The organism is Streptomyces sp. NPDC047028, from assembly GCF_040644095.1.
Classification (GTDB): Bacteria; Actinomycetota; Actinomycetes; order Streptomycetales; family Streptomycetaceae; genus Streptomyces.
This window is the reverse complement of sequence record NZ_JBEYVS010000014.1, coordinates 1-14,368: the sequence shown is the minus strand read 5'-3', so window position 1 is coordinate 14,368 and position 14,368 is coordinate 1. Positions and strand designations below refer to the sequence as shown.

At 74.0% G+C, this 14,368-nt stretch carries 13 protein-coding genes; 8 read left to right on the top strand and 5 right to left on the bottom strand.

Features of this window, described 5'->3' with window-relative positions; translation table 11 throughout:
* Window positions 1–146: 146 nt before the first annotated feature.
* The gene (locus tag ABZ854_RS14805; RefSeq protein ID WP_361209662.1) at window positions 147–743 is read right to left on the bottom strand and encodes a hypothetical protein; all 597 of its coding nucleotides are present in this window, start codon (window positions 741–743) and stop codon (window positions 147–149) included.
* A 281-nt stretch (window positions 744–1,024) separates the two neighbouring features.
* Between ABZ854_RS14805 and ABZ854_RS14800 the strand changes: the two genes are divergently transcribed.
* From ABZ854_RS14800 to ABZ854_RS14785, 4 genes are all read left to right on the top strand, one after another.
* The gene (locus ABZ854_RS14800; protein ID WP_361209660.1) at window positions 1,025–2,110 is read left to right on the top strand and encodes an exo-alpha-sialidase; all 1,086 of its coding nucleotides are present in this window, start codon (window positions 1,025–1,027) and stop codon (window positions 2,108–2,110) included.
* Window positions 2,111–2,174: 64 nt separating this feature from the next.
* Window positions 2,175–2,852, top strand: coding sequence for a uracil-DNA glycosylase (locus ABZ854_RS14795; protein WP_361209657.1), 678 nt, complete (start codon window positions 2,175–2,177; stop codon window positions 2,850–2,852).
* Window positions 2,849–3,832 carry a BadF/BadG/BcrA/BcrD ATPase family protein gene (locus ABZ854_RS14790; RefSeq protein WP_361209654.1) on the top strand — a complete coding sequence of 328 codons (984 nt, stop codon included), beginning with the start codon at window positions 2,849–2,851 and terminating at the stop codon, window positions 3,830–3,832. Before ABZ854_RS14795 ends, ABZ854_RS14790 begins: the two co-directional genes overlap by 4 nt.
* Window positions 3,833–4,009: 177 nt before the next feature.
* On the top strand, window positions 4,010–4,933 hold the full coding sequence (locus tag ABZ854_RS14785) for a hypothetical protein (protein ID WP_361209652.1): 924 nt from the start codon (window positions 4,010–4,012) through the stop codon (window positions 4,931–4,933).
* A 93-nt stretch (window positions 4,934–5,026) separates the two neighbouring features.
* Here the strand turns inward: ABZ854_RS14785 and ABZ854_RS14780 are convergent, their stop codons facing one another.
* Complete coding sequence (locus tag ABZ854_RS14780; RefSeq protein ID WP_361209649.1) at window positions 5,027–6,061, bottom strand: lactonase family protein; 1,035 nt, start codon at window positions 6,059–6,061, stop codon at window positions 5,027–5,029.
* A 440-nt stretch (window positions 6,062–6,501) separates the two neighbouring features.
* Complete coding sequence (locus ABZ854_RS14775; protein ID WP_361209646.1) at window positions 6,502–7,995, bottom strand: FUSC family protein; 1,494 nt, start codon at window positions 7,993–7,995, stop codon at window positions 6,502–6,504.
* Between the two features lie 232 nt (window positions 7,996–8,227).
* Here ABZ854_RS14775 and ABZ854_RS14770 point away from each other — a divergent pair, with 232 nt between their 5' ends.
* On the top strand, window positions 8,228–8,704 hold the full coding sequence (locus ABZ854_RS14770) for an Lrp/AsnC family transcriptional regulator (RefSeq protein WP_361209643.1): 477 nt from the start codon (window positions 8,228–8,230) through the stop codon (window positions 8,702–8,704).
* A gap of 47 nt (window positions 8,705–8,751) precedes the next feature.
* Here ABZ854_RS14770 and ABZ854_RS14765 read toward each other — a convergent pair whose 3' ends face one another.
* Complete coding sequence (locus ABZ854_RS14765) at window positions 8,752–10,233, bottom strand: LamG domain-containing protein (protein WP_361209640.1); 1,482 nt, start codon at window positions 10,231–10,233, stop codon at window positions 8,752–8,754.
* A gap of 198 nt (window positions 10,234–10,431) precedes the next feature.
* Between ABZ854_RS14765 and ABZ854_RS14760 the strand changes: the two genes are divergently transcribed.
* On the top strand, window positions 10,432–11,916 hold the full coding sequence (locus ABZ854_RS14760; protein ID WP_361209637.1) for an MFS transporter: 1,485 nt from the start codon (window positions 10,432–10,434) through the stop codon (window positions 11,914–11,916).
* Between the two features lie 98 nt (window positions 11,917–12,014).
* On the opposite strand, the gene ABZ854_RS14755 is transcribed toward ABZ854_RS14760, so the two are convergent.
* Entirely contained in the window at window positions 12,015–12,824 is an 810-nt protein-coding gene (locus ABZ854_RS14755; protein ID WP_361209634.1) for a LysR family transcriptional regulator substrate-binding protein, read from the bottom strand.
* Window positions 12,825–12,882: 58 nt separating this feature from the next.
* On the opposite strand from ABZ854_RS14755, the gene ABZ854_RS14750 reads away from it, so the two are divergent.
* Window positions 12,883–13,293 carry a DUF5997 family protein gene (locus tag ABZ854_RS14750; protein ID WP_361209631.1) on the top strand — a complete coding sequence of 137 codons (411 nt, stop codon included), beginning with the start codon at window positions 12,883–12,885 and terminating at the stop codon, window positions 13,291–13,293.
* A 135-nt stretch (window positions 13,294–13,428) separates the two neighbouring features.
* On the top strand, window positions 13,429–14,283 hold the full coding sequence (locus ABZ854_RS14745; protein ID WP_361209628.1) for a DUF4132 domain-containing protein: 855 nt from the start codon (window positions 13,429–13,431) through the stop codon (window positions 14,281–14,283).
* The last annotated feature ends 85 nt before the right edge of the window (window positions 14,284–14,368 follow it).

Below are 14,368 nucleotides of genomic sequence, written 5' to 3'. Positions count from 1 at the left end.
AGGGGTTCGAGGCGACCACGCCGGGCGACATCGCGGAATCGCGGCGGCGTTCCCGCGAGCGGCTGCTGCCAGGTCCCGGCACAGCGCGTCGGTCCATGAAGTCCGGCCCCGGCGCGGCGTTCGGCACCGGCCCACCGGGGCGCGCGTCAGCCGGTCATGCGTCCCCACTGGGGGCCCAGGCGGGCCCATTCCGCGTCCCAGCCGGCCATGCGCCGGTGCTCCAGCCGCCGGCGCAGCATCATGCCGCCGACGAACGGGACGGCGGCACCGCTCACCCCGAACAGGCTGCCGATCAGCACGGCCCGGAGGCGGGCCTCGGAGACGGTGGCGGGCCGGGTGACGAGGTGCCCCTGCGGATCGGTCCAGACGGTCACCGCGGTGCCGGCCCGGCTGCCCGGCGCGACGCGGACCCGCCCCGTGTGGGCGGAACCGTCGGCCACGGTCCAGCGGACCGTGGTCCAGACCCGCTCGCCGGCGGTCGTACGCTGGTGCGCCGCCTTCCCGGGGGTCTTCTGGACCACCCGGGCGACGGCCGGGCGCCACGTGGCCCGCTCCGCGGCCGAGCCGTGCTCCACCGACCGGGCCGCCGCCAGTCCCGCCGCCACAGCGACCAGGACGGTCAGCAGCCAGGCGCCCAGCACCACCCACGCCTCCACCACGTCGGCCCGGCGTCTGAGCGGATTGCGCCGCCAGCGCCACAGCCACACCCTTTGACCACGGAACTTCGGACCACGGAACGCCATCAAAGGCATCCTCCTCACGAGCGCACCGACCGACCGGACCGCCCTCCCTTACGGGCGGACCCGCTCCGCTGCTCACGCCGAGCCGTCTCCACGACGGTCGCACGAGTCACCCCGTTCGCGCAGGCGATGCGCCGAGCGGAACCGGCCGATCTTCGCGGCCGCCCGGCGTCACCGTCGTGACCTGCGGTGACGCGCGCTCCGGGGGCCACTGTCAGTGGTGGGGTGCAGACTGGCCGATATCTGACGACGACCCGGACGAAGACGTCCCGGAGGTGATCGGCATGACCGAGGTACTGCTCGCCGTGGGCACCCGAAAAGGTCTGTTCATCGGGCGGCGGCGAGAGGGCTCCTGGGAGTTCGACGACCGTCCCTGCTTCAACGCGCAGGCCGTCTATTCGGTCGCCGTCGACACCCGGGGCGACACGCCACGGCTGCTGGCGGGCGGGGACAGCGCGCACTGGGGCCCGTCCGTGTTCCACTCGGACGACCTGGGCCGCACCTGGACCGAGCCGGCCCGGCCCGCGGTCAAGTTCCCCCAGGACACCGGCGCCTCGCTGGAGCGGGTCTGGCAACTGCACCCGGCCGCCGCCGAACCGGACGTGGTCTACGCGGGCACGGAACCGGCGGCGCTGTACCGCTCGGAGGACCGCGGCGAGAGCTTCGAGCTGGTGCGCCCCCTGTGGGAGCACCCCACGCGCGCTCGGTGGGTGCCGGGCGGTGGCGGTGAGGGCCTGCACACGGTGCTCACCGACACGCGGGATCCGCGTGCCGTGACGGTGGCCGTCTCCACCGCCGGGGTGTTCCGCACCACCGACGGCGGGGCGAGCTGGGCGCCGTCCAACTCCGGTGTCTCCGCGGTGTTCCTGCCGGATCCGAACCCGGAGTTCGGCCAGTGCGTGCACAAGGTCGCCCGGGACTCCGCCGATCCGGACCGGCTGTACCTGCAGAACCACTGGGGGGTGTACCGCAGCGACGACGCGGGCGCGCACTGGACCGACATCGGCTCGGGCCTGCCGTCCACCTTCGGTTTCGCGGCGGCGGCGCATCCGCACCGGGGCGACACGGCGTACGTCTTCCCGATCAACGCGGACGCCGACCGGGTGCCCGCCGACCACCGCTGCCGGGTCTTCCGCACGTCGGACGCGGGCAAGAGCTGGGAGCCGCTGTCGGCGGGCCTCCCGGACGAGGACCACTACGGCACGGTGCTGCGCGACGCGCTCTGCACGGACGACGCGGATCCGGCGGGCGTGTACTTCGGCAACCGCAACGGCGAGGTGTTCGCCTCGGCCGACGACGGCGACAGCTGGCAGCAACTGGCGTCGCACCTGCCGGACGTGCTGTGCGTGCGGGCGGCGGTGATCGCCTGACAGGGGACCGGCGCCACGGACGGCGTTTGATCGCCGCCCGGTGTACGGCAGTAGGGTGACGCCCGTGGCACCACGACCCTTGCATGAAATCGTCGAAGCGGGCTGGGCGAAGGCCCTGGAACCCGTGGCCGGGCAGATCGCGTCGATGGGTGACTTCCTGCGCGGGGAGATCGCCGCGGGGCGCACCTACCTCCCGGCCGGGCCGAACGTCCTGCGGGCCTTCCAGCAGCCCTTCGACGACGTACGGGTCCTGATCGTCGGTCAGGACCCGTATCCCACCCCCGGACACGCGGTGGGCCTGAGCTTCTCGGTGGCCCCCGAGGTACGGCCCCTGCCGCCGAGCCTGGTCAACATCTTCCGGGAGCTGAACACCGACCTGGGCCTGCCCCAGCCGTCGAACGGCGACCTCACGCCGTGGACGCGGCAGGGCGTGCTGCTGCTCAACAGGGCGCTCACGACGGCGCCGCGCAGTCCCGCCGCCCACCGCGGCAAGGGCTGGGAGCAGGTCACCGAGCAGGCGATCCGGGCGCTGGCCGGGCGCGGCAAGCCGCTGGTGTCCGTCCTGTGGGGGCGGGACGCCCGGAACCTGCGTCCGCTGCTGGGCCGGCTGCCGGCCGTCGAGTCCGCGCACCCGTCGCCGATGTCGGCGGACCGCGGGTTCTTCGGGTCCCGGCCGTTCAGCCGGGCCAACGAGCTGCTGCTCCAGCAGGGAGGGCAGCCGGTGGACTGGCGTCTGCCGTGACCGGCCCCGCCCGCAGCGGCTACCTGGCCGTCGACTCCGGTGGCTCCGGGCTCCGGGTGGTGGTCGGCGTGCCGGGGCGGGAGCCGGCCGCGCCGCGCGCGTCGAAGGAGCCGGTCCGGACGGGCGGGCGCGGGATCGACCCCGCACACCTGATGGAGCAACTGGTGCCCCTCGCCCGCGCGTTGGCCGAGGAGGCCGGGGTGAGCGGCCTGGAAGCGGCCGTGGTGGGCGCTGCCGGGTTCGCCAGTCTCGGTGACGCGCTGCGGGCCGAACTGCCGGGCGCGCTCAGCCGGGAGCTGGGGGTGCGCACGGTGGCGCTCGCCGCGGACGCCGTCACCGCCTACGTGGGCGCGCTGGGCCCCCGGCCGGGCGCGGTCCTGGCCGCCGGCACCGGCCTGATCGCGGTCGGTACCGACCTGACGGGCTGGCGGCGGGCGGACGGGTGGGGGCATCTGCTGGGCGACTGCGGCGGCGGTGCCTGGATCGGGCGGGCCGGGCTGGAGGCCGCGCTGCGCGCCCACGACGGCCGCGACGGCGGCTCCGTCGCGCTGCTGTCCCGCGCACAGGAGCGGTTCGGGCCGGTGAACGGCCTGCCGGGACTGCTGTATCCGCGCTCCGACCGTCCCGCCGTCCTCGCCTCCTTCGCCCCTCAGGTGGCCGAGTGCGCCGGTGACGACCCGGTCGCGGCCGGCATCCTGCGTGCGGCGGCCCGGCACATGGCCGAGTCCGCCGCTGCCGTGTGCCCGGCCGCCGGGAGCCCCGAAGTCGCGTTCACCGGGGGCCTGTTCAAGATGGGAGACGCCCTCCTCGTACCCCTGCGGGAGGAGTTGGCGGACAGACTGCCGCACGCCCGGCAGGTGCCGGCCGAGGGCGATCCGCTGCACGGCGCCGTACGCATCGCGACGGACCTGGCCGCAGGGCGGCTCACCCTGCCGGGTGAACCGGCGATGCTCTGCGTGGTCCCCGCGCCGGGTGTCTGAGCGGGCCGGTCCGGCCCGGGTGCCGGCCCCGGATCGCCCCGTATCGGCCCATGTGTCCGGCATGTGCCGGAATCATGTGTCATCCGTACGTAACTCATCAGACAAAACCGGACGGATACCGCTCACCTGCACCCTCCCCGAACAGGGGAGCCCAGAAAGTTAGTAACATGCGGCGCCATGAGCTCCCCCACTGGGCCCGCGTCCGGCCTGCCTGTACGAATGCCGCGACCCCGCCAGCCCGGACGGCACCGCCGGCCGGAACCGCTGGTGGCTCCCGAGGGCGCGCCCGCGTTCGCCCTCGCGGTGCCCGGCGTGCCCAGCGCCGCCACGCGCGGCCTCGCCGAGGAGGTCGTGAGCATCGCCCGCTCGGAGCTGCCCGGCCTGGACGCCCGGATCGGCTACCTGGACGGCGACGACGCGGAGTTCCCGACGCTGCGGGCCGTGCTGACGCACGCCGCCGAGGAGCGCACCGCCCGCTACGAGCGGGCCGTCGCCGCCGGTGTGGCGGCCAAGGAGCCGGACGGCCCGGTCGCCGTCGTCGTCCCGCTGCTGGCGGGTCCGGACAGCGCCCTGCTGCGGCGGGTGCGCCAGTCGGTGATGGACAGCCGGGTGGCCGCCGATCTCACCGATGTGCTCGGTCCGCACCCGCTGCTCGCCGAGGCCCTGCACGTGCGGCTGTCCGAGGCGGGGCTGGCCCGCGCCGACCGCGCCCGTCTGTTCACCGTGGCGACCGCGGCCGACGGCATCATCCTGGCCTCCGTCGGTGGCGAGGAGGCCGTGCAGGCGGCCGGTATCACCGGCATGCTGCTCGCCGCGCGGCTGGCCGTGCCGGTGATGGCGGCGGCCCTCGACCAGGAGGGTTCCATCTCCTCCGTCGCCGAGCAGCTGCGGTCCTCCGGTTCGACGCAGCTCGCGCTGGCGCCGTACCTGGTGGGCCCCGAGATCGACCCCGATCTGCTGTCCGCGGCCGCCGAGGAGGTGGGCTGCTCCACCGCGGAGCCGCTCGGCGCCTACCCGGCGATCGGCAAGCTGGCCCTCGCCCAGTACACGACGACCCTGGGGATCAGCCCGCAGCAACAGCAGGGCACGCCGGTCCGCTGACCGCAGGACTCGGCGCGTGTGCGTCCCGGGCCCGCTCCACCTGACGGAGCGGGCCCTTCGGGTATCCGGGGGGGGGCGGCCCGGCTGCGCGGCTCAGCCGAAGATCACGCAGGAGGCCGCGGTGACCCGCACAGAGCCGTCGTAGCGCGGCAGACCCGTCCTCTCGTCGACGGTGAACCAGGTGACGTCGCCGGAGCGTTCGTTGGCCGCGTAGAGGAGGCCGGCGTGCTCGGTGAGGGCGCGGGGCCAGTGGCCGCCGCACGGAACCGTGCCGGTCAGCCGCAGCCCGTCGCCCTCGACGGCGAGCGTGGACAGGACGTCCTCGCCGCGGGTCGCCGTCCACACGTGGCGGCCGTCGGGCGAGACGACGATGCCCGAGGGGTAGGCGTCGCCGGACGGGGCGCCGGCCAGGACGGGGACCTCGGTCAGCGGCTTGAGGGAGCCCGCGTCGGCGTCCCAGCGGCACACCGTGACGGTCGGGGTGAGTTCGTTGACCACGTAGGCGTGTTCGCCGTCGGGGTGGAAGGCCAGGTGGCGGGGGCCGCAGCCGGGGCGCAGCGCGATCTCGCGGTGCAGGACGGGGGCGCCGTCCGCCAGGGTGCAGACGCGCACGGAGTCGGTGCCGAGGTCGACGCTGACCGCCCAGCGGCCGGTGGGGTCGGCCTGCACCTGGTGGGCGTGCGGGCCGCGCTGCCGGCGGTCGTGCGGGCCGGAGCCGCTGTGCTGGAGCAGTCCGGAGGGCCTGGGCCCGAGGCTGCCGTCGGAGCGTACCGGTACGGCCGTGACGCTGCCGGAGCCGTAGTTGGCGGTGAGGACGTGCCCGGCGTAGAGGCCGAGGTAGGTGGGTCCGCTGCCGTCGACCGGCACAGGCGGGCCGGCGAGTTCGGGGGCGTCGCCGTCCACGCGGAACGCGGCGACCTCGCCCTCGGCCGTCTCGCTGACCGCGTAGAGCATGGCGCCGTCGGGCGAGAGGGTCAGGTAGGAGGGGTCGGGGACGGTGCCGAGACTGGTGGTGGGGATGAGGGCGCCGTTGTCGGGCCGGACCTCGGCCGTCACCAGGCCGGGGCCGCCCGCCGCCGTGAACGAGCCGATGAAGGCTCTGCCCTGCCGCCTGTCGCCCTCTGCCACCGTCGTCCCCTCTCGGTCGAGCCGTTCGGGGCCGACGGTAGCAGCCGATCACCCAAGGTCTAGACCAAACGAGCGAATCGGCGTCGCCGGGAACTCGGCCGGGCCGAATCACACGGCCGGTCCGTGGCCCGATCGCACGGCCGGTCCGTGGCCCGATCGCACGGCCGGTTCGTGGCCCGATCGCGCAGCCGCTTCATCGCCGGCTCGCGGACGGTTCGCAGCCGGGTCGCGGTCGGCCCGAGGCCGACTCCAGGACGGTTAGTGGCGACTCGCTGCTGCTCATGGCCGACGCGCGGCGGCTCATGGCCGGCCCGGCGGCTCGTGACCGACTCGCGGCCGACTCGCTGCGGCTCGTGACCGACTCAGAGCCGGCTCGAGGTCGGCTCCCGCCGGCTCGTGGCTGGCTCCCCGCGGCTCGTTGCCGACTCGTGCCCGGCTCCTCAGGCTCCGATCAGGGGTGAGGATGCCGACCGTGCGCGGAGCGGCTCCGCGAGGTCGGACAGGGCGCGTTCCAAGCCGTGCAGATGGGCCAGGGCGGGTTCGACGGGCGGTTCCGCCGGGCTGTGGACGTGCTCGGCGCCGCCCGGGGTGAGGGACTCGACCGCCGCCTCGACCCGCCAGCACGCGGCGGCGAGCCGGGCGTCGTGGGACGCCTCGGGGTCGGCCGCGACCGCGACCAGGCCGCGCACCTCGCGGGCGCAGTCGTCGAGCAGCGCGAGCACCCGGCGTGCGCGCCGCTTGCGGGCCGGCGCGAGGTTCAGCGGGTGCACCAGGGGGGCGACCGAGAGCCGTACCCGGCCGAGGAGCTGCTCCAGCTCGGCCACCCGCGGCGCCGGGTCGGCGTCGGGGTCGCCCGCGAGGCGGGCGGCGGCCTCGGCCGTGCAGGCGTGCACGCAACGCAGGGCGCGCTGGATCCAGGCGTCGGTGGTGACATGCGTCGTGACCGGGAGGACGAACAGTACGGCGAGCACGGCCCCGAGCGCGCCGACTCCGGTCTCGGTCAGGCGCAGGGCGAGCAGGCCGGGGCTGAGGACGCCGAGCAGGCCGTACAGCGACTCGGCCAGCACGGTCACCCAGAGCATCATCCAGGTGTAGGAGACGGCGGCCGTGTAGAAGATGCCGAACACCGCGACCGCGACGAGGACCACCGTCGGCAGGGGCGCGCCGTGCACCGGGACGGCGACGGCGACGCCCAGCACGATGCCGATGACGGTGCCCATGACCCGGCGGAAGCCGCGCACCAGGGTCTCGCCGCGCGAGGCGGTGTTCACGAACACCCACCAGGTGGCGCCGACGGCCCAGTACCAGCGCTGGCCGGAGACGAGCTGGCCGACGAGCAGGGCGAAACCGGCGCCCGCGGTCGCCTGCACGGCCTGCCGGGTGGTCACGCGGGCCAGGCCGCGGCCGGCGGGCGGGGCCGGTACGGCGGCCGGGGGGAGCCGGCGCTCGTAGCACCAGACCCCGAAGCGCACCGCCGCCGCGCTGAGGACGGACAGCAGGACGGCCGCGCACAGCCCGGGCAACTGGCCCGGGGTGGCGTGCAGGAACTCGGCGACGTAGAAGGTCATGAACGCGAAGACGCCGAGGCTGTGGCCGCGCGGACCCCAGCGGCGGGCGTACACACCGGCACCGATCACGGCGAGCAGGGCCAGGTCACGGGCGACCGGGTGGGCGTGCAGCTCGGCCGCGGCAGCGAGCACGGGCAGTCCGGCGGCGGGCAGCAGGGCGGTGGTGACCGCCTGGCCGCGCACGGTGGCGTCGGTGACCGTGAACAGGGCCAGGAGCGCGGCGAGGCCGCCGGTGACCGCGCCGACGAGGGATTGACCGGTCAGTCCGCAGACCACGACCGCCAGCCCGATGCCGAGGACGGCCCGCGCGGCGAACCGCGACCGCGCCCGCCCCGGATCCGGAGCCACGAACACCCTCTTCAGCACTACTGCCCGCCCTCGATGGTCAACCCGCACGAAAAAGGCGCCGCGGGATTCCGCAGCGCCATCGACGACTCCATGAGAGCACCTTCGGAGCCCTTGGCTCAACTCGACTCCGAATCACTGGGCCATTGGCCCAGCATCCCAAGGAGATGGTCAGCACGTGCGAGGCCAACGGACCAGGGCGGGCGGCCCACTCGCCGCGCGGATCGCTGGGCCATTGGTACAGTCGTCCGTCATGGCCGTGGACGAACTCGACACCCGCATCCTGCGACTGCTGCTGGAGCAGCCCCGCACCAGCGTGCGGGAGTACGCCCGTGTCCTCGGGGTCGCCCGCGGCACACTCCAGGCCCGCCTGGACCGCATGGAGCGGGACGGTGTCATCACCGGCACGGGCCCCTCCCTCTCCCCCGCCGCCCTGGGCCACCCGGTGCTGGCGTTCGTGCACATCGAGGTCACCCAGGGCCACCTCGACGACGTCGGGGACGCGCTGGCCGCCGTACCGGAGATCGTCGAGGCATTCTCGATCACCGGCGGCGGGGACCTGCTGGCGCGGGTGGTGGGCCGGGACAACGCTCACCTGGAGGACGTCATCCAGAAGCTGATCAGCATGCCCGGCGTGGTGCGCACCCGCACCGAGGTGGCCCTCCGCGAGCGCGTGCCGTACCGGCTGCTGCCGCTGGTGGAGTCGGTCGGACGCGCGGCGCGCGGCTGATCCGGAGACCGGCCGCGCGCCGGGGCGCCCCGGCATCGTGCGGCCGGTCAGACCACCCGGGCCGCGGCAATCGGCCGGTCGGCGACCGTGAGGGTCTGAGCCGTGGTTCTGCTGGTGTTCACGCTCCACCGGTACCGCGAGAACTCTCCGGTGGAGTCGGAGGCGTAGAACATCATGTGGCCGATGCCGGCGCCCTGGAAGTTGTCACCGTCGACGTCGCTGACCATCCGGGTGTCGGGGTAGGACGCGTAGGTGCTCAGGCCGTAGACGCCGTGCGGGTCGGAGGTGCAGTCGACGATCTCGACGGCGTACTGGGTCTCCCCGGAGAAGTCGGCCGTACCGCTGAAGGTGCCCTTCACCTCGCGGACCATCACGATGTGGCCGGTGTTGTCCGGGACCTGGCCGCTGTAGTCGATGGCGATCAGGTCGCCCGGCCGCAGGTCGGTGACCTTCTCGACGCGCCGGAAGCGGGGGCCGGCCGTGCCGTCGGTGAACGCCTTCCGGTAGTCGGCCGCCTCCGGGACGCTGTCCTTGAAGTACGTGGTGAAGTAGTCGTCCGTCGCCCAGCCGTAGGTATGTTCGAGCACCCTGGTGACGAAGGACGAGCAGCGGGCGCGGGAGATCCAGGTCGCCGGATCGTCGGGGGTCCCCCAGGCCAGGGACGACGGGGAGCCGATCAGGTAGACGTTGTTGGCGCGGGCCGTACGGCCGCTGATGAGGGCGACCTCGTCGGCGGTCAGGACGCGCTGGTAGGCGCGTACGTCGCCGATCGCGCCGTCGAAGCGGTTCGCCGGGGCGCCGTCCCACTTGGCGCGCCCGATACTGAAGCCGCCCGTCGCGGCCCAGGACACGGTCGTGTCCGCGGTGCCCGCCAGGGCTCCGTCGACGTAGAGGTGGATCCGCGTGCCGTCCCAGACGCCGGTCAGGTGGGTCCACTTCCCGAGGGCGGCGGGCGCCGTCGCCACGGCGGAGACCTTGGTGCTCTGGTCGGCGCTGCGCACCTTGAACGCCCAGGTGCCGGCCGTGTCGTCGTACTGGAGCAGGAAGCGGCTGGCCGTCGTGCCGTCCTGGCTCACCGCCGTGTACATCGTGGAGAGACTGGCGGTGTCCGACAGTCGCACCCACGCGGAGACCGTGAAGGGTGCCGTGGTGTCCAGCACCGAATCCGTGGCCGCGTACGCGCCCGACGTGCCGTCCAGGCTCAGCTCCCCGCCGGCCCGCAGTTTCGTCCAGGTCGCACCGGAGCCGAGCGTGACCGAACGGCCGAAGCCGGACCGGTCGGCGGCCGTGCCGGCCAGCGGCCAGTGACCGGTCAGACCGCTCGGCAGGTGACCGGCGGCCAGGAGCCGCTGGTACTGCACCATCTGCTCGGCCTGTAGCAGGTGCGGCACCGACACCGGCGTGAACGGTGTGTCCAGCGGCGCCTCCGCAACGGCCGTACCGGCGCTCTGCACCACGCCCGCCAGCGCTCCGGCCCCCACGAGCGCGGCTCCGCCCAGCAATCCGCGTCTGCTGACCCCTCGGGCCATGATGTCCCTCCCCCCGGCCGGTCTGCGACGACCGGCCTGACATGTCGATGATCGCGGTGATCATAGCCAGTCACAGTTCGGCCACCCGAACTGATGAGCGACAGCCGGTGGGGTGGAGCACACGGTTCGTGGGTCTTCCAGGGGCACCGGCGGCACGCCTACCGGGCTCGACGGCCGGTGACTGCGTAGCGTGATCGCATGACGATGGCGCGGCCCCCGCGGGCCACCGACGACCGGCGGCGGTGGCGGGCGCTCGCGGTCTGCCTGACGGCGGGCTTCATGACGCTGCTCGACAGCTCGATCGTGAACGTGGCGCTGCCGTCGATGGAGCGCGGCCTGGGCGCCGACGCGGCCGATCTGTCGTGGGTGGTGTCGGGCTATGCCCTCACCTTCGGCCTCGTCCTCGTCCCGGCGGGCCGGCTCGGGGATCTGCGCGGACGACGGGAGGCCTTCCTGTTTGGGCTCGCGCTGTTCACTCTCGCGTCGGTGGCGTGCGGGCTGGCGCCCGGCGCGGGCTGGCTGGTGCTGTTCCGGCTGCTCCAGGGTGCCGCCTCGGGCATCGTCGCCCCGCAGACGACGGGGCTGATCCAGCAGATGTTCCAGGGCGCCGAACGGGCCCGGGCGTTCGGGATGCTGGGCAGCGTCGTCGGACTGTCCACGGCGGTGGGCCCCCCGGCCGGCGGCCTGCTGATCGAGGCGTTCGGCACCGGCGACGGGTGGCGCTGGGTGTTCTACGTCAACGTGCCGATCGGCGTGGCCGCGTTCGTGGCGGCGCTGCGGCTGCTGCCCCGATCGCCCGGGCCCGCAGGCGAGCGCGACGGCGTCGACCTGCCCGGCGTGCTGCTCCTCGGCGCGGGCGTCCTGGCCCTGATGCTGCCGCTGGTGCAGGAGCAGGAGTGGAGCGGGCGCCTGAAGTGGGCGCTGCTGCCCCTGGCCGTCCTGCTGCTGGCGGCGTTCTGGGCGTGGGAGCGGCGCCAGGGGCGCTACGGGCGGGCTCCGCTGCTCGACCTGGCGCTGTTCTCCGTACGGTCGTTCACGCTCGGCGTGCTGCTCAACCTGGTGTACTTCGGCGGTTTCACCACGGTCTTCTTCGTCTACACCCTGTTCCTGCAGAACGGCGTCGGATACAGCGCCCTCGCGGCGGGACTCGCCTCGCTGCCGTTCGCGGTCGGTTCGGCGGTCGGGGCCGCCGCCGGGGGGCGGCTGGTCGTACGGCACGGACGCAAACTCGTGGTCGTCGGGCTGGTCGGGGTGGCCGTGGGGCTGCTCGCCGTCGTCGCCGCCGTGGAGGTGGTGCCGGGGCGGGGAGTGGCGTGGGCGACGGCGCTGCCCCTGCTCATCGCCGGGATCGGCTCGGGCGTGACGATCTCCCCCAACACGACCCTCACCCTGGCCCGCGTTCCCGTGCGCCGCGCGGGGGCCGCGGGTGGCGTACTGGTGACCGCCCAGCGCATCGGGTCGGCGGCCGGCATCGCCGTCGTGGGCGCGGTCTACTTCGCCCATCTGGCCGGACGCGGCACCCCGGCCGCGGCCCTGCAACTCGGGCTGCTCACGGCCGTCGGCATCATCGTGATCGCACTTACCCTGGCGATCGCAGACCTCCACGAACGCCGCACCCACCCGCAGCCTGCCCCGCCCACGGCGGAACGGGCACCGTCACAGGAACCCGACCCCACACACTGAGCGGGCTGTCGGGGACTCTGCCGAGAGCCCGGAGGATCCGGGGAGAATTGGCGTGGGCCGGGCCGAAGGTCCGGTGCCCTTACGATCTCCTGCGCGGCTTACGATCTCCTGCGCGGCCGGCCCCGCTTCGCCGCGGGTTTGCCGCTCTGCGCGCGGGCGCGCGGGTTGCCGCCGGCCGCCCTCGCCGCTCCGGACGCCGTCGTCCCCGGCTTGCGCGCCCCCTGCTTCGACCGGCCGCCACCACTGCTCTGCTCGGCCTGCTTGCCCTGCGGCTTCTCCATCGTGGACTGCGCCGGCGTACGGCCACGGCTGCTGTTGACGGTGCGGCCGCGGACGATGCCGATGAAGTCCTCCACCAGGTCGGTGGTGGCCTCCTCGGGCCAGGCGAGGGCCACGCTCGACTGCGGGGCGTCGACGACCGGGCGGTAGGTGAGGTCCTTGCGGTGGTACAGGCGGGCCAGCGACTGCGGGACGACCAGGAGACCGACGTTCGCCGCCACGAGTTCGACGGCGTCCGGTGTCGTGGCGGGACGCTCGAAGGCGGGCTCCCCAGGAGGCGCGGCCCAGTCGAAGACGTCGTCCAGGGGGTGGAACAGCACCTCGTCGGCGAGGTCGGCCAGCGTCACCTCGTCGGCCGCCGTGATCAGGTGGTCCTTGGGGACGACGACCACGGTGGTCTCGGTGTAGAGGGGGATCGCGCTGAAGTACGTACGGTCGACCGGCAGCCGTACGAAGGCCGCGTCGGCCTCGCCCGCGCGCAGCACGCCGTCCGTGTGGGGGGCCGGGACCTGGGTGAGGGTGAGCGGGATGCCGGGCAGGCGTTCGTTCCAGATCCGCACCCATTTGGCGGGCGTCACTCCGGGGACGTACGCGAGCCGGAACGACGGTGATTCCTGCGAGCCTGTCACCTGGCCAGGTTACCGGCCGTGGTCGGCCGGCGGGCACGCGGCCGATACGCTGGACCGCATGAGTTCGCAGCAGAGCACCCAGACGATGAAGCCCGCGACCGCGGCGAAGAAGCTGGGTGTGTACCTCCCCGCCACCCCCGCCGAGTTCCAGGAGGGTGTGGTCACGCGCGCCGAGCTGAACGCGTTGCAGGCCGAGCCGCCCGCGTGGCTGCGGGAGCTGCGTGCCAACGGCCCCCACCCGCGTCCGGTCGTGGCCGCGAAGCTCGGTGTGTCCATCGCGGGCCTGGCGCGCGGCGGGGTCACCGAGGCGCTGACCACCGAGCAGATCGAGACGCTCAAGCAGGAGCGGCCCGAGTGGCTGGAGAAGGAGCGCGCCACCCAGGCCGAGGTCCGCAAGGAGGCGGCCCGGCTCAAGGACGCGCAGAAGGAGAAGCAGCAGAAGGAGGAGCGGGGCGGCGGGCGGGACTGACGTCCGCCGGCTCCTCATTCCCCGTAGCGCGGCCGTGCCCGGGAGGCGAAACGTCTCTCCCCGGGCCCGGCCGCGTTGTCAGTGGTCTCCCCTACAGTTCCCGACAGTTGATCACTGCGGTGCGGGGAGGCACGGATGGGGTGGGTGTCGGCCGGCGACTACGAAGTCGCCCTCGACGGCGGAAAGGTGGTCTGCCGCAACGCGGCCGGGCGGCGGCTGAAGTCGGTCCCGCCGAAGATCGCCGACGAACCGGCGGTGGTGGGCCTCAGGCAGCTCGTCGAGTGGCTGGAGCGGCACGAGCGCCAGTGCCTGGCCGATGTGGAGCGGTGGATGGTCCGCTCGCTGCCGGTGCCGCTCGACGTCGTCACCCGGGTGTGGCCGGATCCCGCCTGGCAGGCCGCCCTCCGCGACGTCGTCGTCACGGGGGAGGACGGCCGGGTCGCCGGCTTCCTGCGCGACGCCGGGGCCGGGCGTGGCCTCGGCCTGGTCGACCTCGACGGCGACACCGTCCGCATCGCCCCCGACCTGGTCCGCATCCCGCACCCCGTCCTCCTCGACGACCTGGAGGAGCTGCGCGAGTTCGCCGTCGAACTCGGCGTGGAGCAGCGTGCCCAGCAGTTGTTCCGCGAGGTCTGGCACCGGCCGGCCGCCGTCGACGCCGAGGGCACGCAGGTCGACGAGTACGCGGGCGGCTCGTTCAAGGAGCTGCGCTTCCTGCACGGCAGGGCGACCCAGCTCGGCTACCGGGTGCGCGGCGGGCACGCGGTGTGCCCGGTCCTGGAGGGCGGGCGCGGCATCGAGGCCCGCGTCTGGATCGGTGACTACGACGGCTACGAGGAGACCGAGACCGGTCCGCTGGTGTGGTCGGACCCGGCGGGCCGGGTGCTGAGGCTCGGTCAGGTCGGGCCGGTCGCCTGGTCGGAGGGCATGCGCATGGCCGCCGCACTGTACGCCGGGCGAGTCATCGAGGACGAGGAGCAGGCTGCCTAATGCTGTTGTCAAGCCACGAGACGCAGGGGTGCTCGGGCCTGGAAGGGCTGGCGGTCACGGAGCATGGCGTAGAGGACGTTGATCT